This is a genomic window from Lawsonella sp. (assembly GCF_011525565.1).
GTDB classification, from domain to species: domain Bacteria; phylum Actinomycetota; class Actinomycetes; order Mycobacteriales; family Mycobacteriaceae; genus Lawsonella; species Lawsonella clevelandensis_A.
Genome location: NZ_WVRS01000001.1, coordinates 131,385 through 154,910 on the forward strand (window position 1 = coordinate 131,385; position 23,526 = coordinate 154,910).

At 47.4% G+C, this 23,526-nt stretch carries 22 protein-coding genes and 4 tRNA genes; 7 read left to right on the plus strand and 19 right to left on the minus strand.

From position 1 onward, the window contains the following. Positions 1-15 precede the first annotated feature (15 nt). From QZV76_RS00610 to QZV76_RS00695, 18 genes are all read right to left on the minus strand, one after another. Complete coding sequence (locus QZV76_RS00610) at positions 16-543, minus strand: adenine phosphoribosyltransferase (protein ID WP_290595303.1); 528 nt, start codon at positions 541-543, stop codon at positions 16-18. A gap of 22 nt (positions 544-565) precedes the next feature. After that, positions 566-2,272 (minus strand): ABC transporter substrate-binding protein, encoded by a 1,707-nt coding sequence (locus QZV76_RS00615; protein ID WP_290595304.1) that lies wholly within the window; start codon positions 2,270-2,272, stop codon positions 566-568. Positions 2,273-2,283: 11 nt separating this feature from the next. Continuing rightward, positions 2,284-3,402, minus strand: coding sequence for a protein translocase subunit SecF (gene secF / locus QZV76_RS00620; RefSeq protein ID WP_290595305.1), 1,119 nt, complete (start codon positions 3,400-3,402; stop codon positions 2,284-2,286). Between the two features lie 2 nt (positions 3,403-3,404). Continuing rightward, complete coding sequence (gene secD / locus QZV76_RS00625; protein WP_290595306.1) at positions 3,405-5,105, minus strand: protein translocase subunit SecD; 1,701 nt, start codon at positions 5,103-5,105, stop codon at positions 3,405-3,407. A 71-nt stretch (positions 5,106-5,176) separates the two neighbouring features. Then, entirely contained in the window at positions 5,177-5,650 is a 474-nt protein-coding gene (gene yajC, locus QZV76_RS00630; RefSeq protein WP_290595307.1) for a preprotein translocase subunit YajC, read from the minus strand. 50 nt (positions 5,651-5,700) lie between these two features. Further along, positions 5,701-6,756: a Holliday junction branch migration DNA helicase RuvB gene (gene ruvB / locus QZV76_RS00635; RefSeq protein WP_306558885.1), complete on the minus strand. Its 1,056-nt coding sequence runs from the start codon at positions 6,754-6,756 to the stop codon at positions 5,701-5,703. Between the two features lie 83 nt (positions 6,757-6,839). Beyond that, complete coding sequence (ruvA, locus tag QZV76_RS00640; protein ID WP_290595309.1) at positions 6,840-7,439, minus strand: Holliday junction branch migration protein RuvA; 600 nt, start codon at positions 7,437-7,439, stop codon at positions 6,840-6,842. Further along, positions 7,440-8,015, minus strand: a complete 576-nt coding sequence (ruvC, locus tag QZV76_RS00645; RefSeq protein WP_290595310.1) for a crossover junction endodeoxyribonuclease RuvC — start codon at positions 8,013-8,015, stop codon at positions 7,440-7,442. Between the two features lie 66 nt (positions 8,016-8,081). Next, a complete protein-coding gene (locus QZV76_RS00650) occupies positions 8,082-8,861 on the minus strand; it encodes a YebC/PmpR family DNA-binding transcriptional regulator (protein ID WP_290595311.1) in 780 nt (259 codons plus the stop codon). A 150-nt stretch (positions 8,862-9,011) separates the two neighbouring features. Next, positions 9,012-9,617 (minus strand): pyridoxal 5'-phosphate synthase glutaminase subunit PdxT, encoded by a 606-nt coding sequence (pdxT, locus tag QZV76_RS00655; RefSeq protein WP_290595312.1) that lies wholly within the window; start codon positions 9,615-9,617, stop codon positions 9,012-9,014. Positions 9,618-9,635: 18 nt separating this feature from the next. Further along, entirely contained in the window at positions 9,636-10,529 is an 894-nt protein-coding gene (gene pdxS / locus QZV76_RS00660) for a pyridoxal 5'-phosphate synthase lyase subunit PdxS (protein ID WP_290595313.1), read from the minus strand. Positions 10,530-10,619: 90 nt separating this feature from the next. Further along, complete coding sequence (locus QZV76_RS00665) at positions 10,620-11,267, minus strand: hypothetical protein (protein WP_290595314.1); 648 nt, start codon at positions 11,265-11,267, stop codon at positions 10,620-10,622. Next, on the minus strand, positions 11,264-12,388 hold the full coding sequence (locus tag QZV76_RS00670; protein WP_290595315.1) for a glycosyltransferase family 4 protein: 1,125 nt from the start codon (positions 12,386-12,388) through the stop codon (positions 11,264-11,266). The genes QZV76_RS00665 and QZV76_RS00670 overlap by 4 nt, the downstream gene beginning before the upstream one ends. Before the next feature lie 3 nt (positions 12,389-12,391). Continuing rightward, on the minus strand, positions 12,392-13,351 hold the full coding sequence (locus tag QZV76_RS00675) for a phosphatidylinositol mannoside acyltransferase (protein WP_290595316.1): 960 nt from the start codon (positions 13,349-13,351) through the stop codon (positions 12,392-12,394). A 60-nt stretch (positions 13,352-13,411) separates the two neighbouring features. Then, complete coding sequence (gene pgsA, locus QZV76_RS00680) at positions 13,412-14,068, minus strand: phosphatidylinositol phosphate synthase (protein ID WP_290595317.1); 657 nt, start codon at positions 14,066-14,068, stop codon at positions 13,412-13,414. 9 nt (positions 14,069-14,077) lie between these two features. After that, positions 14,078-14,674, minus strand: coding sequence for an HIT domain-containing protein (locus QZV76_RS00685; RefSeq protein WP_290595318.1), 597 nt, complete (start codon positions 14,672-14,674; stop codon positions 14,078-14,080). Then, positions 14,661-16,748 (minus strand): threonine--tRNA ligase, encoded by a 2,088-nt coding sequence (gene thrS, locus QZV76_RS00690; protein WP_290595319.1) that lies wholly within the window; start codon positions 16,746-16,748, stop codon positions 14,661-14,663. Before thrS ends, QZV76_RS00685 begins: the two co-directional genes overlap by 14 nt. 164 nt (positions 16,749-16,912) lie before the next feature. After that, positions 16,913-16,984 (minus strand) — tRNA-Val (locus QZV76_RS00695). Positions 16,985-17,374: 390 nt separating this feature from the next. On the opposite strand from QZV76_RS00695, the gene QZV76_RS00700 reads away from it, so the two are divergent. From QZV76_RS00700 to QZV76_RS00730, 7 genes are all read left to right on the plus strand, one after another. Beyond that, positions 17,375-17,450: transfer RNA gene (locus QZV76_RS00700), tRNA-Gly, on the plus strand. A 16-nt stretch (positions 17,451-17,466) separates the two neighbouring features. Further along, positions 17,467-17,537 (plus strand) — tRNA-Cys (locus tag QZV76_RS00705). 18 nt (positions 17,538-17,555) lie between these two features. Continuing rightward, positions 17,556-17,630, plus strand: a tRNA-Val gene (locus tag QZV76_RS00710). A 263-nt stretch (positions 17,631-17,893) separates the two neighbouring features. Further along, positions 17,894-18,373, plus strand: coding sequence for a GNAT family N-acetyltransferase (locus QZV76_RS00715; RefSeq protein ID WP_290595320.1), 480 nt, complete (start codon positions 17,894-17,896; stop codon positions 18,371-18,373). Positions 18,374-18,440: 67 nt separating this feature from the next. After that, the gene (locus tag QZV76_RS00720) at positions 18,441-19,667 is read left to right on the plus strand and encodes a glycosyltransferase family 87 protein (protein WP_290595321.1); all 1,227 of its coding nucleotides are present in this window, start codon (positions 18,441-18,443) and stop codon (positions 19,665-19,667) included. A gap of 74 nt (positions 19,668-19,741) precedes the next feature. Next, complete coding sequence (locus tag QZV76_RS00725; RefSeq protein ID WP_290595322.1) at positions 19,742-20,329, plus strand: DUF3000 domain-containing protein; 588 nt, start codon at positions 19,742-19,744, stop codon at positions 20,327-20,329. Positions 20,330-20,336: 7 nt separating this feature from the next. Beyond that, on the plus strand, positions 20,337-21,590 hold the full coding sequence (locus tag QZV76_RS00730; protein WP_290595323.1) for an HRDC domain-containing protein: 1,254 nt from the start codon (positions 20,337-20,339) through the stop codon (positions 21,588-21,590). Positions 21,591-21,609: 19 nt separating this feature from the next. Here QZV76_RS00730 and dxs read toward each other — a convergent pair whose 3' ends face one another. Next, complete coding sequence (gene dxs, locus QZV76_RS00735) at positions 21,610-23,484, minus strand: 1-deoxy-D-xylulose-5-phosphate synthase (RefSeq protein WP_290595324.1); 1,875 nt, start codon at positions 23,482-23,484, stop codon at positions 21,610-21,612. Positions 23,485-23,526 lie beyond the last annotated feature (42 nt).

Consider the following 23,526-nt stretch of genomic DNA (forward strand, 5'->3'; position numbering starts at 1 on the left):
TACACAAGTGTGATGCTACGCTGTTGTAATCGAAAATATAGGAAGATCTGGAAGATTATTCCTACCACCCAGATCTGCTAATTCTAGAATGGTTGCGAAACCAGTCACTACTCCCCCAGCTATATCGATGAGTTCAAATGCTGCTTGAGAGGTACCTCCGGTAGCAAGGACATCATCAACAACGAAAATATGTTTGCCTTCTATATCAAGACCTTCAGCAGGGATTTCTAGAGCTGCCTCACCATATTCCAATCCATAATCTACATGGTAGACAGGAGGAGGAAGCTTACCAGCCTTTCTTAACGCTAAAACTCCCACATTATTAAGAGCAGCTACTCCCGCAGCAATCAAAAAACCGCGTGCATCTAGTCCCGCAATAATATCTGCGTCACCTGCCCACTCTGCCATCTGGTGCATGATGCCATTAAAGATAGTCGGATCAACTAATACCGGAGTTAGATCAGCAAAATGAATACCATCTTGCGGAAAATCAGGAACCCAGCGAATTGTACTGTGGATCTGTTTCCCTAGATCGGATGTCATTGGAACCACTCTTTCCATTTTCTTATATTCCCCAACGATCCATATTCCATCCCACACTTGCTGCAGATCGTCCTTGCGTCACTCCCTGTAAATCATTTCTGACAAATTGCCATCGTAACTGTACGTAGAGAGGAATGGCATACCCCATGTCATAGACATACTGCTGGAAATGAGCAACAGAATGGGCAAATTCTACATAGCGATCACTACCATCTTGCTGAATTGGCATTGTTTCACCTTGTAGATTATTGAGGCGTCTAACAGTAGCAAAGAGACCGCGTGCATCACCACTAGTGAAATCAGGTAATCTATACGGACTTAATCCAACAAGGCCACTTGCACTATCGAATGAACCACCCGGGCCAACAGCTCCTGCTGTGCCAAAAAGAGCCGCTTGCGCATGGGAAGAGGAAAGAATCTCTCCGGTGTAGACTTCGGTCGGAACTCCTACCACAGAGAAACCGCTACTTTTACAGTCCTCCGACACCAATTTAATAATGTGCTGTGCATGTGAAGATCCTGCGGGATAAACAACATTCACACGTTGTCGCCGTGGTGGTCGCGTACTGGAAGGCCGACGATCCAACGTAGTCCAGGACGATATCTGTTGAGCAACTGGCTCATTGTCCAAAGGCACAATGGCAGCAGGTATATGGCTATGAACTTCCTCGGAATGAGTAGTCGTTACCTCATTATTTCGCGCAATGTATGCAGTGATTTTCTCTAGTGGAATGCACCTCAAAAATGCACGTCTTCTCTGCACATTTGAAAAAACACCATGCGTCGAAAGACGCAGCTGCATGATATTTTCTGAAGAAATTACTGCACTCGTAGATTCTTCAGGTGTTGGCGGATTAGTGTCTTCAGAGGAGATATCTGCTACGCGAACGTGTCCATCACGAATCTGCTGTTTAAGATTAGCTCGTGTGGAATAAATGATAATTTTAGAAACTCGAGCTGGGTCGCCCCACCATTTATCGTTACGTTCCAAGGTAATTGTTCCATCATCCCCTACATTGGCAATTTTATAGGGGCCTGAAGAGACGAACCGATCAAGATCTAAGGGGGAATGGTCTAGACGCCATCCATGGTTCCAGAAATCAGCAACTCGATGGAGTTCTTTACTATTCTTGTCGCTCAGAAGCTTCCGTATATCGTGTACACCCGTTTTTTCTGACACGATATGCCACGGCATGATAGACCCAGCTCCGAATAAGGCGAGCCAATCACGAGGTAATTGTTCAGACCGAAAAACTATCTTTGCGTGTTTAGAGTGAGGATCACACGTAATAGTCGAGATTTCGGAAAGCCCTGGCATCGACATAGCGTGAAAAAGATTATTTTTTTGAGGACGCCGAGCTAACCAGCTCAATAAGATATCGTCACATGTTATGGGCTGGCCATCAGAAAATTGAGCATGCTCATTGATAGACATGTCGACACGAGTCGGTTTTCCCAGTTTAACCTGTACGGTTCCAAACTCTGTGTCGGCAAGTCTATTCCCCATGCCGTCAACATACGAGAATCCCGTATTAACGCGCGGGAATGCAGCTAGACTTCCTCCTGTGTAACCAGCCACAGTGGAAGTGTTGTAATCGATAACGGGACCATCAAGACCGTAACCAACTACATCACTACGTTGATTCCCCAGTGTGCAACCAGAAAATACGATCGATAGTAGACAAGCAATACTAGTAATTCCAATACGCTGAAGTACCGAATTACGCATGTGATTGCACCTTAGTCAGCAGCTGCTTTGACAGTTTTAGTAGTACTTTCTGATGTGCGTAACTCTATAACAGACTTATCGTGTTCCTGGACATCCTTACTAAAGCGTTTCTTGATATCAACCACAAGAGGAGTAGCCAAGAAGACGGATGCGTACGTACCCGTGATAACACCAACAAGCTGAATAAGAGCTAGGTCCTGTAATGTACCGACACCCAGCATCCACACCGCAACAACCATCAATGAAATAATGGGAAGAATAGAAATGATCGCCGTGTTGATTGATCGCATAATAGTTTGGTTAATCGCCAGGTTTGCACCTTCTCCATAAGTATGTCGCTTATGGTGAAGAGCCGCCTCAGCATTCTCTTGTACCTTATCGAACACAACGACGGTGTCGTAGATGGAGAAGGCGAGAATTGTGAGAAGGCCAATAATCGTTGCTGGTGTTACTTCGAACCCGATGAGGGAATACACACCGGCGGTAGTAAATGTACAGAAAACTAGCGATGCTAATGAGGCTAGTGCCATGTCCCGTTCAAAACGAAGGGCGATATACAGACCAACAACAACGAGGAAGACGACCAAAGCTAAGAGAGCTTTTTTCGTTACTGTCGTTCCCCATGTATTAGACACGGTCGAGTCTCCAATTGCAGAAGCACCAGAACGTCCAGAAGAGTCTTCAGGTTTGAACTCCTCCCCCAGCTTCATCTTAATCTGCGCAACTTGACCATTATCGAGGTGCCGTGACTGGATTTCCACCATGCGGCCAGATCCCGACCCCACGATAGAAACATTAGAAGGCTCAAAACCCAGAGTATCTGTAAAGACCTGCTCTACTTGTGATGTCTCAATATTCTTTGAGCCCGCCGGCATATTAAGTTTCGAACCACCGGTGAAATCTACCCCAAAGCTAAATCCTCGAATAATGATAGAGAGAATAGCGATGGCAAGAATAACACCACTGGCGATATACCAATTTTTACGCTTACCGACAATGTCAAAGGCGCCAGTACCAGTGTAGAGACGGGTGAGTCCGGAGTGACGTTGTTTTGCAGGATCATTTGATGAACCATAAGCTTCATCAAATTGCTCAGCGTCAACATCGATCGGAGCAAGATTCTCTGCCATGTTTACTTCTCCTCTCCAGTAGCAGCTTCAGCAACCGGGGCGGTGCGCCTTTCTTCAACTAATCGGGCAGCGGCAGCACGACGCTCTGCAGTAATCTCCTGCAGCTTGCCCAAACCGTTGAAGCGTGGATTCGACATAAACTTCAGATGCGAAGCAAGTAGCACCAGTGGCGAAGTGACAATAAAGACGATCAAAATATCGAAGATAGTAGTCAAACCAGTGGTGAACGCGAATCCGCGAACCTCACCAACTGCAAGAGTGTACAAAACGATCGCTGCAATGAACGTGACGGCGTTACCAGTGACAATAGTACGACGTGCTTTCGCCCAGCCACGCGGAACTGCTGAGCGGAAGGATCGACCTTCACGGATCTCATCTTTAATACGTTCAAAGAAGACGACGAAGGAGTCTGCTGTAGTACCAATACCGATAACAAGACCAGCTACACCAGACAAATCAAGTGTGTAACCAATCCAGCGTCCTAGTAAAACCAAACTTCCGTACACCATAGCGCCAGTAGCAACCAAGGAAATTATGGTGACGACGCCCAAAGCACGATAGACCGCAAGAGCAAAGATAGCAACGAGGACGAGACCGACTAAACCAGAGATAAGACCCGCATTCAGGGATGCAATACCGAGAGTAGCCGGAATCGTGTCAACTTTACCGCCAGGAGTTCCATCTGGTGAAGAGAAATTCAGTGGTAGAGCACCATATTTCAGGTTATTTGCCAAAGAGACAGCTTCGTCTGTATTAAACGGACCAGTAATTTGCGTATTACCGTTTTTAATCGGTTCTTGAATGGACGGTGCAGAAACAACGTTAGAATCCAGCACCATAGCTACTTGTTTACCGGTGTATGTGCTAGTGACACGTGCCCACGTATCAACTCCTTTACCTTTGAAAGAGAAGGATACGTATGTATGTCCCTGTTGATTGTTAAATCCACCCTCGACCGTATCAGCTTTGATAAAAGATCCATCAAGACGTGATCCGTTCGGATTATTCGGATCAATGAGAGGAGCAGGACCTAAAATATATTTCTGTCCTTGCGAATCACACGTGACGAGCGGACGCGAAGGATCATCATTACCGGCAAATCGGTCAGCTTTCTGACATGTCATCTTCGACGCATTTTCACGCAAAATGTGCAACTGTTGATCCGCGGCAAGAGGTTTCCCATCTTCACCATTAAGGGGTGCTTGTCGGAATTCTCGCAGTGCTTCTATTTCACGTTTACGGACATCGACAGATGTTTCATCTGACTTATCTTTAACTTTTGGCTGCTGATCCACCTGAGTGTTGTCAGGGCCGAGAGCTTCCATCACTGGACGCACGACAAGCTTAGCTGTAGTACCAAGGTTACGTGCATCTTCAGCACTCGATCCAGGAACAGTAATGACGAGGTTATCGCCATCACCATCAATCTGCACTTCAGCACCGGAAACGCCCATACCGTTAACACGGTTCATAAGAATCGTCTGAGCTTGCTTCAACTGATCATCAGAAGGATTACCGGAAGGAGTAAGGGTAACCCGGGTACCACCTTGTAAATCGATACCAAGTTTAGGTGCGCCTTTACCACCACCGGTACAGAAAATAAGGCAATACATCAAAATCACGAGGATCGCGAAGACGCTCAACAGAATATACTGAGTAGATTTCTTCGACGATGGCGTCGCGGTCGTGTGGTTAGCAGCCACTGTCGTCGGACTCCTTTAAGTAACGTTTAAGCCAGAAAAGCCGTTAGCTTTTCCAGACTACGGCCATTTGCTTAATTATCCGAATCCTCGGTGGAAGTGTCCTTCGGATGATCTGAATCTTTCCCGTCTATACCGTCTAGACCTTCAGGCGTATCAGGAATGATCAGATTATTCATTTCCTCTTGTTTATTTTCAGTAATCTGCTGAGGCGCAGCTTCCTGCTTATCGGCATCTTTACTATCGCTGTGGGCAGCTGTTTCTAATTCCTCATCGAGATCGCTCTTAGTATCTTCGACTTTTCCGCGTACGGAGTTCAGATCCCACGTCGTAACAACTCCATCGGCGATCATAAGATCGATCTTCGTATCAGAAACTTTTACTACAGTGCCATATACACCGGCAGTAGTGGATACTTCATCACCCGGAAGAAGCTCTGACAGCATACTGTAACGCTGTTCCATCATCTTCTTCTGCTTACGAGACCCGAGCAGCATGAAGACGATCATCGCAATAACGAGAACGATGAGCATTATTGAACCAGCCATATGGTTTCCTTCCCACTAGCGCAATGCGCTTATCTATTATTCTTTCACCATTACAGTGTGCCAGTGTTATCTGAAAATAACCCAGCTTGATTGGTATTGTGAGTTTTTCCCGTAGCTGAGGTGCTAGACGGTGGAGTTAACCCCAAGTGTTCCCAGGCACGTGCAGTCGCAACTCGCCCTCGCGGAGTTCGAGCCAACATGCTTGTTCGTACAAGGAAAGGCTCACACACTTCCTCAATAGTATTCGGTTCTTCACCGACTGCTACAGCGATAGTAGAAAGCCCCACAGGTCCACCATTGTACATGCGAATAATGGTCTCTAAGACCGCTTTATCTAGACGATCAAGTCCAAGATCGTCCACATCATAAACTGACAGTGCAGCGCGCGCGACCTTCCGGTCAATACGTCCTTTCGAGCGAACATCTGCGTAATCTCGAACTCGTCGAAGCAACCGATTCGCAATTCTCGGAGTACCTCGTGAACGCGATGCTATTTCTGCTGCACCACTGGGAGCAATATCGATGTCGAGAATTTTCGCGGATCTGTCAATAATTTCTTCTAGTTCTTCAACCTCGTAAAAATCTACATACCCGGTATATCCAAAACGATCTCGTAGTGGACTAGTGAGTAGCCCCGCCCGAGTTGTCGCTCCTACCAGGGTAAAAGGTGCAAGACTCAGAGGAATAGATGTAGCGCCAGGTCCTTTCCCGACCATGACATCGATACGAAAATCCTCCATTGCCTGGTAGAGAATCTCTTCTGCTTGACGTGAAATACGATGAATCTCGTCAATAAACAGAATGTCCCCCTCCTGCAAATTGGAGAGTATCGATGCAAGATCGCCAGGTCGTTCAAGGGCCGGTCCAGACGTACTACGTAAAGTAGTCCCCATTTCTTTTGCAATAATCATGGCCAGTGATGTTTTGCCAAGGCCGGGAGGACCGCTGAAGAGAATATGATCTGGAACTACTCCCCTACTACGGGCACCACTAAGCACTAAATCAAGTTGTTCTCGGACTCTCTCTTGCCCAATAAAAGTTGTGAGATCAGTAGGGCGAAGGGTTAGCTCCTCATTCTCTCCCCGCAGTACTGTCCCAGCAAGCACATTTTCTTCGGAGGCAGATGAGGCAGACTCATCCCCCAACAGTCCTCGCCGCGCAGAAACAAAATCATCATCTGTAAATTCGATCATGACCGTGCTCCCAAATACGCTAAGGCTTTTCGCAAAACAGTGGAAGTATCTGCATCTGTTTGCTGTTTAAGAATACTAGAAATGGCATTTTCTGCTTCACGTGCAGAGAAGCCTAGACCGGTAAGAGCTTCTTCCACTTCTACTGCAACACTTGAAGTAGTCGGTGTTCCCTCTACACCGGTCGGTTGTACAGCGACAGCATCAACTTTATCTTTTAGTTCAACAACTAGACGTTGCGCGACTTTTTTACCAACACCGGGAACTTTTTGAAGTAGTGCAATATCCTCTTGTGACAATGCTCTACATAAATCTTCAGGAGTAAAAACAGAAAGAATTGATAGCGCCATCTTTGGCCCTATACCAGACGTTTTTTGTAGAAGAATGAAAAGATCTTGTTCGTTGCCATCAACAAAACCATAAAGAGTGAGATCATCTTCGCGAACTACCAACTCTGTCAGTAATGTTTCTGTGCTGCCACACGTTAGGTTCGCGAGTGTACCCGGGGTGGCAAAGACGCGATAACCTACTCCACTAACGTCAATGATGACGCTGTCAAACAGTATGCGAGTAACAGTGCCAGTAAGGGAAGCAATCACTTAAAATTCCTTGCTACGAGTTCTCGTCATAAGAACGCCAACAGCATCCGCAACAGAAGAAGGCGGCTGAATTTCTCGAAGTTTATGTTGTAGCGGATTTCGCCATAAATGGCAGATAGCAATGGCGAGCGAATCTGCGGCATCAGCAGGACGAGGTTCTTCAACTAAACCAAGAATACGTGTCACCATAGCAGTAACCTGTGCTTTATTAGCATGGCCATTACCCGACACTGCCGCTTTCACCTCACTGGGAGTGTAAAACGTTACAGGAATATCACGTCGCGCTGCTTCCATAGCAGCAACCCCCGCTGCCATCGCAGTTCCCACTGCAGTATTGCGATTATGTTGGGTAAAAACTCTCTCAATAGCAACAGCATCTGGCTGAAAACGATCAAGAATAGTGGATACTCCCTCCGATATATCCAGTAAACGACGCGCTATATCAGTATCTATGGGAGTTCGGATAACATCTACAGCAACTGGCTTAATCGCTGCACTATGTTGTTGTAAACACACTACCCCAATACCACAACGAGTGAGGCCGGGGTCAATACCTACAACACACGATTGAGACATGACCACCGTCCTCACTCATCAAGGGAATGAAATTAAGCGAGACAATTTCTTGTACCAGCGTCTGTACTAGCGAGAAGAAAACTGATCTTCGTCGCCATACAACTCTGCAGCTACCTCATCAGAAACTGTCATATTGGTGTATACGTTCTGAACATCGTCGCACTCTTCCAGAGCATCAACGAGACGAACGATCTTTTGCGCACCGTCCAACTCTAACGGCACTTGTACTTCAGCACGGAACTCAGCTTCAGCCGACTCGTAGTCAAGGTCAGCATCCTGGACAGCTTTTCGAACTTCTACAAGGTCAGAGGGACTACACGTTACCTCAAAGGTAGTATCCTGATCGACAACTTCTTCTGCGCCGGCATCCAATACCGCCATAAGAACATCGTCTTCGCTAATGCCGTCTTTCTTCTCCACAGCAACGACACCAATGCGATTAAACAGATAACTCACCGAACCGGCATCTGCCATATTGCCCCCATTACGAGACATAGCGATGCGAACTTCACCTGCGGCGCGGTTACGATTATCGGTAAGGCACTCAATGAGGATAGCAACACCATTAGGTCCGTATCCCTCATACATGATGGTTTCCCAGTCAGATCCCCCAGCCTCGGCACCAGAACCACGCTTAACAGCACGGTCGATGTTATCTGCAGGAACAGAAGACTTCTTAGCCTTTTGAATGGCGTCATAGAGGGTAGGGTTTCCAGCCGGATCTCCGCCACCGGTACGCGCTGCTACCTCAATATTTTTGATAAGCTTGGCGAACATTTTGCCGCGCTTAGCATCAATTGCAGCTTTCTTATGCTTAGTCGTCGCCCATTTGGAGTGGCCACTCATAGTGTCACGTCCTTTCCCTCAACGTGGTACATACATCTTTATATACGTTTATCCGTACTGTAAGCACCACATACGTCCTTATAAACTAAAATTAGCTATATACAATGTACTGCCTAGCTAACGAGCATGCAGAATCTACACGTGCAGAACCTACATGGTACCCTGCACAATCGACAAAAAATACTGGTGCATACGAAGATCTGTAACAAGCTCTGGGTGGAATGAAGTTGCTAAGGCATTCCCCTGCCTAACTGCTACGGGATTAGTGTTACCGTGCGTATCAGTCACAGTGCAGAGAATATCCACAGCTTTCCCAACTTTTTCAACCCAGGGAGCTCGAATAAAAACTCCTCTAAACGGTTTCATCCCAAGCGGAGTAATTGTTAAATCTGCTTCGAATGAATCCACTTGGCGTCCGAATGCATTACGGCGGACAGTAGTATCCATCGCGCCGAAGCAGCGTGCATCTTGACGCGTATCCAGCACTTCTTTAGCCAAAAGGATCATACCAGCACATGAACCATAGACAGGAAGACCCTCCCGCAGCAAATCTGCTATTGGCTCCCACATATCACATACTGTTAGCAGCTTACTGAGCGTTGTAGATTCTCCACCGGGAATAACAAGTCCATCAAGACTATGGAGATCACTAGGCCGACGGACTCTCTGTGTTGTGGCACCACATGCTTGAAAAGCATCAATATGTTCAGTGACAGCACCTTGTATATCGAGAACGCCGATAAGAGGAGCAGACATAAACCTAAATCAGTATCCTTACCAGCCGCGATCTGCAAGACGATGATCGACAGGAAGATCATCAACATTAATACCCACCATTGCTTCACCGAGACTCCGCGAGACATCAGCAACAACACTAGAATCGTCATACATATTGGTTGCTTTAACGATAGCGGCAGCTCGTTTTGCCGGATCCCCCGACTTAAAAATGCCGGAACCAACAAACACACCATCTGCACCAAGTTGCATCATCATTGCGGCATCTGCCGGTGTAGCAATACCACCAGCAGTAAAAAGAACTACCGGCAACTTTCCCTTTTCCGCGACCTCTTTCACTAGCTCGTATGGAGCTTGCAGTTCTTTAGCAGCAACATAGAGTTCATCCGGGTCCATTGCTTGTAGCCGTCGAATACTGGCATTAATAGAGCGGATATGCGTAACAGCGTTGGAGACGTCACCCGTACCAGCTTCACCTTTAGAGCGAATCATCGCGGCACCTTCAGTTATCCGTCGCAGTGCTTCACCTAAATTAGTAGCTCCACACACGAAAGGAACCGTGAAATTCCACTTATTGATGTGATTGCTGTAATCAGCGGGAGTCAGAACCTCTGACTCGTCAATGTAGTCCACCCCAATAGCTTGGAGAACTTGTGCTTCTGCGAAATGGCCAATACGGGCCTTCGCCATCACCGGGATAGTAACGGCATCTTTGATGCCTTCGATCATGTCCGGATCCGACATTCGTGCTACACCACCTTGTGCACGAATATCCGCAGGAACACGCTCAAGAGCCATCACCGCAACTGCACCCGCATCTTCAGCGATACGTGCTTGTTCTGGATTGACGACATCCATAATGACGCCGCCTTTAACCATTTCAGCCATGCCGCGTTTTACTCGATACGTACCGGTCTGATTGTCACTAGTCATTAATGACTCCTGTTCTCTGCTGATCCTGTAAAGGAAATACCAGAATAAAAACTATCCTTAACAGCTTAAACTACTATGCGGGAAGATAAGTCAGTCTTGCTCAGCGTGCGAAGAATTCTCTAACTCTACCGAGTCCCAACTATCATCATGCGTTTGCACATCGATATCCGGCCACGATTGATCAACAATATTGAAAAAGTAGGGCTTTGGAGCGTGCCCCGCTAAATGCAGAAACTGCACCATTGGCATAGTCTGAACTGTGCGGGCTTCCCGAACTGCATTGTTATAAAAGCGACGCGCCAAATTAACTCGCAATGCTGCTTCTTGTAAGTCTGCGACATACTCACGACCGATATAAGAAAAATCTGAACGCCGCAATACCAACGTCAGATCATTTTCGACAGTCTCCCGCTCCCGCATATCAAGTAACTGCGTGCACACCGTCGATTCCACGATATGTGCACAATGGCTAATTGTATTAGCATCAGTCACGATCTCTGCGGCTTTATCCGGATCTGTGGTTAGATCTGCGGCGACTCTTCTCATCTCACGAGCCGCCATTCGCGCAGATAATGCACGTCTATCTAACGCACCTTCAAGAGCAATCGCAGTTTGTTCACAACGCTTATGCAGCCGGTGAAGTCGTTGTGCCGTCAAATACGCCCAGGTAGCAGTGATAATGACAGCAATAGCGACAATGCTAATAAGAATAACAGCCCAAATTGGTAAAGAAATCATTTGAGCTGCACCTTTCCTGCACCTAATGTGACAGTTTCATACACGGCCAGCACTTGCTGAGCTACTACTGACCAGTCATATTGCGCTACCACACTTGTAGCATGAACTACCTTTGCCGTTGTTTCATGCTTATCAGTGAGTGCTTGCACAATTGTCTTGCCTAGCATGTCTGAGTCCCCCACAGAACTCAACCATCCAGCAGCCCCTTTATCTAGCACCGCTGTAAAAGCAGGAATATCACTGGCTACCACGGGAACACCTGCTGACATTGCCTCAACCAGGACAATTCCGAAACTTTCTCCTCCTGTATTAGGAGCAACGTAAATACTGGCAGAACGAAAAGCGGACGCCTTCTCCTCATCAGAAACATGCCCCAAGATAGTGAGGGTACCCACTTTTCCAGCAAGTTTTTCCCGTAATATCGCAGCATCCCCATCGCCGATAACCATTAGTTCAACATCTGGATATTGTGCATAAACCCGTGGAAGTGCATCTATCAAAACATCCATTCCTTTTCTCGGTTCGTCATAGCGCCCCAAGAAAAGCAATACGGGATGATCATTCACTTCATACCCAGGTAAGGGCTTTGCTGTGCGGAATTTTGATACTCTCACCCCATTGGGGATCAGTACCGCATCTCCCCCAATCCCATCCATTTGCCAGCGTCGAGCCATATTAGATACGGCTATATGCCCGCTAATACCCTCTAGCCGCTTCATTAAAAAAGATCGAAATACTCGTACAAGAGCACTAGGTTTTCCAGAAGCATGAAATGTGCTCACAAGTGGCCCCTGTGCCATATATGTAGCCCACATTGTGAGGCTAGGTGAAGCAGGTTCGTGTAAGTGCACTACATCAAAGTCACCTTCAGCAATAAATTTACGAACGGCACGCCAATGCTGTGGGGTAAAACTCAAACGAGCTACTGAACCATTGAAGGGGATAGGAATAGCTTTCCCCGTCAGTGTGACATACGACGGTACACTGTCAGTTTTTTCTCCCGGCCCCAGAACCTCGACATGGTGGCCGAGTTCAATCATCTCATTCGCAATCTCAAGGATGTGTATTTGTACTCCGCCAGGAATATCAAAAGAATAAGGGCAGATCATACCAATACGCATGTGTTAGTCGTCCTTCTCCCGTTCGAGCCTTTTCACACCTTCTTCAATATGAGAAAGATGACCAGCTGATAGATCCTTGAGCCACAAAGGCTGTAACAGATGCCAATCCGCTGGATGCTGAGCGATATTTTTTTCGAAAACATTTGCCAACTTCTGGGTAGTGAATTCCACTCCCCTGCTGGTATCCAACGGCTCTTCTATACGTATTCCCCACCCACGTGATGTATACCAGCAATGAACGGGACAAAGAACAGCACCTGTATCAATAGCCAGTTTAGCTGGCCCAGCAGGCATACGTGTTTTTTCGCCAAAAAAGACTACTTCTACCCCTCGAGCTCGCAAATCACGCTCGCCTAACAGACACACGACCCCATTATGCGACAATGCTTCTCGCAGTCGTTGCATAGGAGCAACTGCTCCCCCCGTAAGAGGGACAACATCAAATCCCAAACTTTCCCGATAATCAACAAAACGTTGATAGAGACTTTCGGGTTTGAGTCTTTCCGCGACAGTAGTAAATGTTCCCACTGTCTGGACAAGCCACACGCCCGCCATATCCCAGTTACCCGAGTGTGGAAGCGCCAGGATAACACCATGACCTTTTTCTAGAGCATGAGTAATATGTTCTTTCCCAGTAACAGAAATATCTAGTTCGGAGAAACGCTCCTCTATATTCATAGTGGGGAGACAGAATGCTTCTCTCCAATATCGAGCGTAGGACCTAATAGAGTCCCGCACTAGGCCATCAGGGACTTCCTCTGGCCCATCAACACCTATAACACGCGCAAGGTTCCTCCGTAATTGTGTGAAATCTTTACAACGCGCAATAACATCGGCAGCCTGATTGAAAAGACATTCAGAAAGAGAACCTGGAAGCGCTTTCACTGCAGCCCACCCTAAGGCATAGGCTTTATCGGATAGTCCTTCGCGCAGCTCCACTAACCAGTTATGTAGCTCAACCATAAAGGTAAAACTCCTTGTTAAAGCGCCGCAAAACTCTCTACAGCGATTTATATAAAAGGATTAATTATCCTGTTCGGTGAAATCTTCTCTAGCATTTGGAGCTTTCGAAGCTACATATAGACGCTGAATAACGGTAAAAATACTACCAATGGCCAAAACCCACATGGCGGCATCAATACAGTACGACAACCACCGTACATTGTAATGAATACCGATACCGGTAAGGCACAGACAGACCAAGGAAATAATGAGGCGTTCAGGCCTTTCAATAAGACCAACGCTGACGGGAATTCCCGAAGCCTCTGCACGTGCTTTGGCATAGGAAATAACTTCCGAAAAGACCAGGGTGACAAGTGTTGTGATGAGAAGCCAGGTATCGCCAGCGCGATTCTCCATAGCCCACCACAAAATTGATCCAAAAACCGCACCATCTGCGACCCTGTCCAAGGTGGCATCAAGGATCGCACCATACGGCGTACCATGGCCGATTTGTCGCGCCATCGCACCATCAACAAGATCGACAAAAACCGTCAATCCCAACAGTAAAGAACCAATGATGATGTGATTAGTAGCAGCAATAAAAACAATAGCCAAAGTAATATTGAGAACTGTTCCAAAAACAGTCACCATATTCGGCGTAACACCAATTTTGAGAAGCCCGCGAGCTATCGGGTTAATTATTTTCGAGATCCCCGGACGAAGATACTTTCCGATCACAGCTTCTCCTTATACCGAACTATCTCTGTCGGCAGTTTGACGTACCCATTCTTCCGACAGTAGTCGGCGTGTTTCTCGCAATGTTTGCGGGAGCACTTTAGTGTTTGCGAAAAGAGTAATAAAGTTGGCGTCACCAATCCAGCGAGGAACAACATGCTGATGTACATGCTCCGACACTGATCCGCCTGCTCCACTGCCAAGGTTAAAACCTATATTAAATGCATCAGGATGCGAAACGGCACGAATCACGCGGATGAGTCTTTGCGTCATCAACGATAACTCTAAAACCTCATCTTCGGTGAGATCCTCATAATGTGCGACTTTTCGATAGGGAATGACCATAGCGTGTCCGGGATTGTAGGGATACAAGTTCAAGCACACAAAACAGAATGTTCCACGCGCAATGATAAGACCAGATTCATCATCCCCTTGCGGAATTTTCACAAAAGGATCATGGTCAGATGGCTCTGCTACTTCCCCATTCTCAGTATTATTCTCCACGGGATCGGGGTTTTCCGCGATATAGGACATACGGTAGGGAGCCCATAAACGTTCGAGTTTATTGGGCTCCCCTGCCCCGGTATCCACATACTCAGGCTTTGGCACGTTCTTCCTTTACCAACTCAGCGGTAGGCGACTCATTGCGCTGGGAACGCGCCCATTCCGTAATAAGATCTATGGCCTCAGCACGAGGTACTCCGTTGGCTTGAGAACCATCACGGAAACGGAACGATACGGCTTCTGCTTCTTCATCGCGAGCTCCCGCCAACAGCATGAACGGGACTTTTTGGGTGGTGTGCGTACGGATCTTCTTCTGCATACGATCATCGCTCAGATCTACTTCAGCACGAATACCGCGTGCAGATAGCTCTGCGATGATGTCCTGCAGATATGGAGCAAAAGCATCCGCAACAGGAATTCCCATCACCTGTACAGGTGCTAGCCACACGGGGAAAGCACCTGCATAGTGTTCTGTCAGAACTCCGAAGAAACGTTCAATAGAACCGAAGAGCGCACGGTGAATCATGACAGGACGCTGCTTGCTACCGTCAGGAGCAGTGTATTCCAAACCAAAACGCTCAGGCAGATTAAAGTCCAGCTGTACAGTGGACATCTGCCACGTGCGGCCAATAGCATCACGTGCCTGTACAGAAATCTTCGGGCCATAGAAGGCAGCGCCCGCCGGATCTGGAACAAGTTCCAGTCCAGATGCCTCTGCGACGCGCTGCAAAGTACTGGTGGATTTCTCCCAAATCTCATCTGATCCAACAAACTTATTGGGATCCTTCGTGGATAGTTCTAGGTAGAAGTCATCCAAACCATAGTCACGCAGTAGTGAAATGATGAAGTTCAAAACGTTGGTGAGTTCTTCTTCAAGCTGATCCTCTGTGCAGTAAATATGGGCATCGTCCTGAGTAAACCCACGTGCACGAGTGAGACCATGAATAACACCTGACTTTTCGTATCGGTACACAGTGCCGAATTCAAAAAGACGCAGAGGGAGTTCTCGGTATGAACGACCGCGCGAAGCAAAAATAAGATTATGCATCGGGCAGTTCATCGGCTTGACGTAATAATCCTGCCCAGCCTTACGAACTTCCCCATTTTCATCGAGTTCCTCATCTAAATGCATAGGAGGAAACATGCCATCCGCATACCAGTCAAGGTGACCAGAAGTCTTAAACAGATCCCCCTTCGTAATGTGGGGGGTGTAAACGAATTGGTAGCCGGCTTCGATATGACGACGCCGTGAGTGCTGTTCCATCTCGTTGCGGATAATGCCACCTTTGGGATGGAATACGGGGAAGCCCGAACCAATCTCATCGGGGAAGCTGAAGAGATCAAGCTCTGTACCTAGACGACGATGATCACGCTTCGCTGCTTCTGCCATACGATCGAGGTACTCGTCCATGGCTTCCCGCGATTCCCACGCAGTTCCGTAGATACGCTGCATCGCGTCATTTTTCTGGTCACCGCGCCAGTATGCTGCAGATGAGCGCGTCAGATGAAATGCGGGAATGAACTTCGTGGTTGGTACATGCGGGCCACGGCACATATCGCTCCACAGTACTTCCCCAGTACGCGGATTGGCATTGTCATAAACCGTGATGTCACCATCATTGATATCGCCAGATTCTTCACCAGTGAAGGTGGCACCCTGCGCTTTTTCACGAAGAAGCTCTAGCTTATAAGGCTGATCAGCGAGAAACTCTTCCGCCTCAGCCAAACTGCTAAATGAGTATTTCCGGAACTGCTGCCCTTGTTTGATGATCTTACGCATAGCTTTTTCAATCGCTTTAAGATCATCTGGAGTAAATGGTTCATCGACTTTGAAATCGTAATAAAAACCGTTCTCAATAGCTGGCCCTATACCGAATTTGACGTTAGGAAACAGCTGCTGAACCGCTTGCGCCATCACGTGGGCAGCAGAGTGGCGAATAATAGTACGACCCTCTTCTGTGTTGGCGGGGATACCCGTAACAGTAGTGTCACTATCGGCTACCCAACCAAGATCGTGGATAGTCCCGTCACTAGTGGTGACACCGAGTATTGCCGTGCTGCCTTTTGTCGGTAGGTCAGTATCGCGAAGTGCGGTACCAGCGCGCGTACCAGCAGGGACAGAAAATACAAGATCGGCCGCTGTGAAGGCGGCCTGCTGAGAAGATGAGTCATTCGACACGAGGAAATGCTCCTTGATTGTGGTGCGGTGCTACATACCTGGTAGCTACCGACGTTGCCTGATCATCTTAGCGCGAAGAAGCACGAATATTCCACGCAGCGTAGTGAGGATCCTTCTTACTGCTGGAGAAGAGTGAACCAGGAGCAGTACTACGATACAAAAAGTGGTCCCAGCTGGGATCGAACCAGCGACCTCCCCGGTGTGAACGGGACGCTCTTCCACTGAGCCATGGGACCCTTTGCATATCGATGCCATTCAGCCGTTCTGTGAGTGTGTCACTCGCCCAGATAGCATCAACTACAATGAGAAGAATCTAGCAGACTGCAGCTTCTTTGTCCAAGCAGCACGTGACATGCCAGTAGTACTGCCCAGAGGATCTCCTAGAGTGTTGCTCGAAGCACTGTCCACGTAGCGTGTCCACGTAACGTATTGCCACACGATTGTGAAGTGACCCATTCTGGACCGTGCCAGCGGATAACTTGTCTACGCTAAAACGAGTTCGTAAACAACATGCAACACACCTGTGAACAGGCGATTTTGCACAGGGGCTTGTTGTCCGCTAATGTAATCGGAGCAAGCCCAAGAGCGAGCGTCGTTCGAAAGAACATGAGTTCAGGGAATGTAATGCGGATGTAGCGCAGTTGGTAGCGCATCACCTTGCCAAGGTGAGGGTCGCGGGTTCGAATCCCGTCATCCGCTCCATGGTGGAAACACCTGCGGTGGAGTGGCCGAGTGGCGAGGCAACGGCCTGCAAAGCCGTGCACACGGGTTCGATTCCCGTCTCCACCTCTCTTTTTTTTGAAGCCTGCGCGATTAGCTCAGCGGGAGAGCGCTTCCCTGACACGGAAGAGGTCACTGGTTCGATCCCAGTATCGCGCACCACTTAATGTGACGGTCGAAAGGCCGTCACATTGCTATTTGCCACTGCTTAGTTTGTTTTATCCGTTCATGGAGAGTGCAGTCACTCCTCTTTTCCGCTTTTGTTATGGGGAATCGTTAGATGATTACGTCTCAGCTCGAAATAAAGACTCTTCTTCCTTTACACTGATAGTCATGCTTTCTCAGCCCACTCCCTCTTGTACTATTCGGTCTGCTAGAGAAGATGATATTCTGCGGTTAATGAACTTGCGTACATAACATTTCCCATGGCATGTCCCGACAGTGTTGGTCCTGAAGATATTATCGAGCACTGTGCGTCTCAGTTCAGTACAGAGCGTTTACTGAACCATCTCTGTAATATAGCTCACTATTTAGTAGTGGCGGAGGATCAAAATTCGCACCAACTACTAGGCTATATGCTGCTTGTAGCCGGTGCGGAAATGGATCCCACGGCCTATGAGAATCTGCAAGAAAAACCGTCACTAGGCGTGGATAAGCTATATGTAAGAAAAGAATTTCACGGGTGTGGTATTGCTACGGCTCTCATGGAACATGCTGTTGAACAGGCCTTTGCATGCGGATATTCAAGTCTGTGGTTAGCAACTAATTCGTATAACAAGCGTGCTTTGCGTTTTTATGAAAAGCAGGGTTTTACACCTGTTGGAACGAGAATCTACTACGTAGGCAAAACTCGTAATGATGATGTCGTTTTAGAGAAACCTCTTATTAGTTCTCTATCTAAGTAAGCTCATAGACTAGGTTCAGTAACGGTACCGCCTAACCGTCAATCACCTGATATCCACGAGGAAAAGAATGGCATCACCTGCGCCTTTATCAACAGCTAGTACATGGGATAAACACTCCCTCAACAAAGTACTCACTGTTGTATTTTGGCCGCTTACGGTATTCGTCATACTGTATAAAGTCTTTATTCAAGCAGTTAATGGCTATATCACTAATGACTTCGCTCCTGTTTATGACGCAGTAAAGCAATTTCTCGCAGGTCAGCCCGTTTATACAGATAATTACAATTTTACTAATCCACATTATCTCTACTCCCCCTCGGGTACTCTCCTCCTGGCTCCATTCGGATTTATTACTAATGAGACGATCAGCCGCTGGGTGTTCATAGGGTTTAATGCGCTCTGTATAGTGCTTGCCTCCATTATTTTGGTGAAAATGTTTGAGTTCAGTCTGAAAGGCTGTGCTCTTCCTATCCTTCTTTTCGCTAGTTTTATCTCCGAAGGCGTTACCAACACACTGGTATTCAGCAATATAAATGGAGCTGTCTACTTATGCGAAGTCGGTTTTCTCTACCTGCTTTTACACAATAAAAATTGGTGGGCGGGAGTCCCACTAGGTATATCGCTGGCAATAAAGCCTATGCTGGCTCCGCTTCTTCTTCTCCCCATTTTGTTGAAACGATGGCGGCCTTTTATTACCGCGTTCGCAATTCCTGCTGTCCTCAACATTATTGGATACTATATCGCTGCTGATCCTGCAGAATATTGGACTCGCACCGTTAAATATCTAGGTGAAGTACGTGACTACTACAATAATTCCATTGCTGGCTGGTTAGCCTATTGGGGCGCACCACCGGCCTTTACATGGACTATTCGAATTATTGTCATCATGCTTGGCCTAGCCACAATCGTATTACTGCAGCCTTATCGAACTATTGATTGTCGATTGTGGCTTACAACAGTTACAGGAACTGTGCTCCTCATCGCTTTTTTAGGTGGATCGCTCGGCCAACGGTACTACTCCATCATGCTTATCCCCATGGTGATGACAATTGTAAGCAAGGCCAGTTTTCTTAAAAATTGGCCAGCCTGGCTTGCTATATATCTTATTCTGGGAGAACACCGCTGGTATTCCACACGCTGGATTACCTACGGACGCTGGTTCGAATATAGCCGTGCCACTATCGGATGGCTGCTCCTACTTATCATCATCTTCATCGTGTCTTTGTGGCGGTATCGTGTAGCCCGAAAAATACAAGACCCTACTTATCCAACAGGTAAAACTGCATTCTTATAGGGAAACTCGCTCAAAGTTGTCAAAGCTCGGCGCGTCAACTGGGAATCTTCTCTCAGTGTTTTAGCGTAATAATCGTGACCAGCGAAGAAAATAGCCTCGACACTACAGCCTTTGATAGTGCAGTCGATTCTCTTAAAACCGCTCAATTCCGTCCTGAAATTGAAGTTGGACCTATTCGTCCTCCGCAACGACTTGCTCCCCTTAGCTATGCCGTTGGTTTGGAAGTATCCCACCCGGACGAACTTATTATCCCTGAACAAAGCGAAGGTGATGCGTACGGACGCTTCATCATTCTCTGTGACCCTAGTGGTCAAGATGCCTGGAATGGGACAACTCGCATTGTGACCTATATTCAGGCAGATATGGATGCTGCGGTAGCGGAAGACCCCATGCTCACTGAAGTTGCCTGGACATGGTTAGTAGATGGTTTACACGAACGCGATGTTAAATTCTCCATGCTGGGTGGCACCGTCACTGCAACGCATTCAGTTCGTTACGGAGATATATCTGGGCCACCACGTGCCTACCAGCTAGAGTTAAGAGCTTCGTGGACGGCAGAAGATAATGCTATGACATCCCATCTTGAGGCTGTTGCCGAAACTCTCGCATTTGTCGCAGGATTACCTCCTGTCGGAGTAACAAACCTTTCGAAACATCATTAAGGACATCATGCCTAATGGTTCATCGACGCCACCAGAACCACTAACACCTGACTCTGCGCCCATTCCAGTAAATGCTCCACGAGAAGGACTTCCCCCTCTTTTAAACACTACCCACGATATAGCAAAGGCAGCTGAGTCGTTATCTGCTGGCGTAGGGATCCTGGCACTTGATACTGAGCGTGCAAGCGGATTCACTTATTCTCAACGGGCTCAGCTTATTCAACTTCGCCGGAGGGGTGCAGGAACCTATCTCATTGATCCCACAGCTTTCTCCCATCCGCAAGAAGACCTCGCTCCACTCGCATCGGCCATCAATCCACTCACGTGGCTCCTTCATGCCGCAGATCAAGATCTTCCATGCCTACGGGAGTTAGGGCTCACTCCTCAATATCTGACAGACACACTACTTGCCGGACGCCTTCTGGGATATAAACGATGCAATTTGGGACACCTTACCGAAGAAATTCTTGGTCTACATCTTGCTAAAAACCATAGTGCTGAAAACTGGTCTCGCCGACCACTCCCCGACTCTTGGCTTAACTATGCAGCTCTTGACGTTGAATATCTCGTAGAACTATGGGATGAACTATACAAAGAAGCATTAGACCGCGGACGGTCCGAATGGATTGACCAAGAATGCGAATTTGAACGGTGTAAACCCAGTCCTGCACCGAAAAAAGATCCTTGGCGCAGTATCTCACACATCCATACTCTAAAAACCCGGCGAGACATGGAAATAGCTCGTCAGCTGTGGATATCACGCGATGCATTAGCGGCAGAAAAAGATATTGCCCCTGGACGACTTCTTCCTGACCGTCTCATCATTACTCTAGCGAAAGCTAAGCCAACGACAGCAGCGGACCTACAGACTCTTAAAGGAACAGGACGACTCCGCTACCGTAATCGTTGGCTGCACACCGTTAAAAATGGTTTACATACTCCCGCGAATAGACTGCCACCTCTACTGCTTCACAGTGATCAGCCCATACCTCATCAATCTCAATGGAAACGACTAAATCCAGATGCGGCACACAAATTATCACAGTGCCGCACGGTTACTGAGCGTATTGCAGAAGAACTAGGAATTGAGCCACAAGATCTTATTGCGGGTGAGGCACTGCGGACACTCAGCTGGACGCTGACAGAGGAGAACTCGCCGGAATCTATTACTGCCAGTCTTGTTGCCTCGCAGGCACGTCCCTGGCAAATTGCTCATGTAGCAGGAGCATTAGCGGAAAAGCTCGCTGTTCCAGTTGAGTAACAGATATCTCTTGTGGCGTTTACCCGCTAATTTTCTGGAACCATTCTTTTATACGGTGAGCTGCACTACTGCTGTCCAAACCGTAATTTTTCAGAAGATCCTTGCGGGTACCGACCGGTAAAAATTCTTGTGGAAGTGCTAACTGTCGTAACGGTACATCACATTCACGTCGATGTAAGGCAGTACTCATAACAGAACCAATACCTCCGTTGACGGCATTATCCTCATAAACAACCACTAGACGATACTTACCTGATTCCTGGAGAAGATATTCCGGAAGAGGAAGTACCCAACGAGGATCCACAACGGTGACGCCAATATTCTCTTGTACCAATTTCTGCGCAGCAGTTACTGCACGGCGTGCAAAAGTCCCGACACCCACAATAAGGACATCTTTTCCCTCTTCAAAAAGGATATCAACACCATCTTCAGTACGGCGTATAACAGTGAGATCGTCAGTAACTGGTCCTTTAGGGTAACGAACTACTGTTGGACCATCGTCAATGGCGACGGCCTCATTGATCTCTTCACGCAGTGTGCGCGGATCACGAGGTGCAGCAACACGCATTGTGGGAATAACACTCATTAAAGAAAGATCCCACATACCATCATGACTTGCACCATCTGGTCCTGTTACCCCAGCTCGATCAAGCACGACTGTAACCGGTTGATGGATGAGAGCAACATCCATCAAGAGCTGATCAAAAGCACGGTTAAGGAAGGTAGCATACAAAGCTACTACGGGGTGTTTACCGCCCAATGCCAACCCTGCAGCAGAAGCAATAGCATGCTGTTCCGCAATACCTACATCAAAAAATCGATCAGGATATTTATCACGGAATGGAACAAGACCTACTGGACCTGCCATGGCTGCGGTAATGGCCACAATATCTGGTCTTTCTGCACCAAGTCGGAGCATTTCTTCTGAAAAGACTTCTGTCCATCCTGGCCTATGCAGAACGAGGGAGATACCTGTCTCTGGATCTATAGCCTCCGTGGTATGCATATGATCGCGTTTATCATGTTCTGCGAACGGGTACCCTTCCCCTTTTCGAGTAACCGCATGCACTATTACCGGGCCATCAAAATCTCGTGCTCGTTTCAAAGCAGTTTCTATAGCACGTTGATTATGCCCATCAACTGGACCAATATATTTCAACCCTAGATCACTATAAAGAGGTTCGGGGACAACTGTATCTTTAATACCCGTTTTAAAACCGTGCAGAAGCGAATAGACAAATTGTCCGAATTTACCCCTCTCCTTCAGTTTTTTCTTCGTTTGATACATCGCCCACTCATAGGCGTTTTCAGTACGTAGCCGCGTTAAACGCTCTGCTAATCCCCCGATAGTAGGAGCGTAGGAGCGACCATTGTCATTAACAACAATGGTTAACGACGCATGCTTATGTTCAGCAATATTATTGAGGGCCTCCCACGTCATACCTCCGGTGAGAGCCCCATCGCCAACAACAACAACGATGTTACGGCGAATGCCATCAATAGCGAACGATTTTACAAGACCATCTGCATAGGACAGCGAAGCTGAAGCGTGAGAAGATTCAACCCAGTCATGACAACTTTCTGAGCGACTGGGATAACCAGATAGTCCACCTGCCTGTCGTAAGGTATTGAAGCGTTCTCTCCGACCAGTGATGATCTTATGCACGTAACTTTGATGGCCAGTATCAAAAATAATAGCGTCCTGCGGAGATGTGAAAACACGATGTATTGCGAGAGTCAGCTCCACAACGCCTAGATTAGGACCAAGGTGACCACCAGTTTGGGAGACACTATGAATAAGAAATTGGCGGATCTCTTCAGCTAATTCTTGCATTTCGGGATACGTCAACCCCGCCAAATCTGCAGGTTCATTAATATGCTCCAGAAGCGACACGGATGGCACCTCCTTAACAATAAACTCGTCCGCTGAGGACTA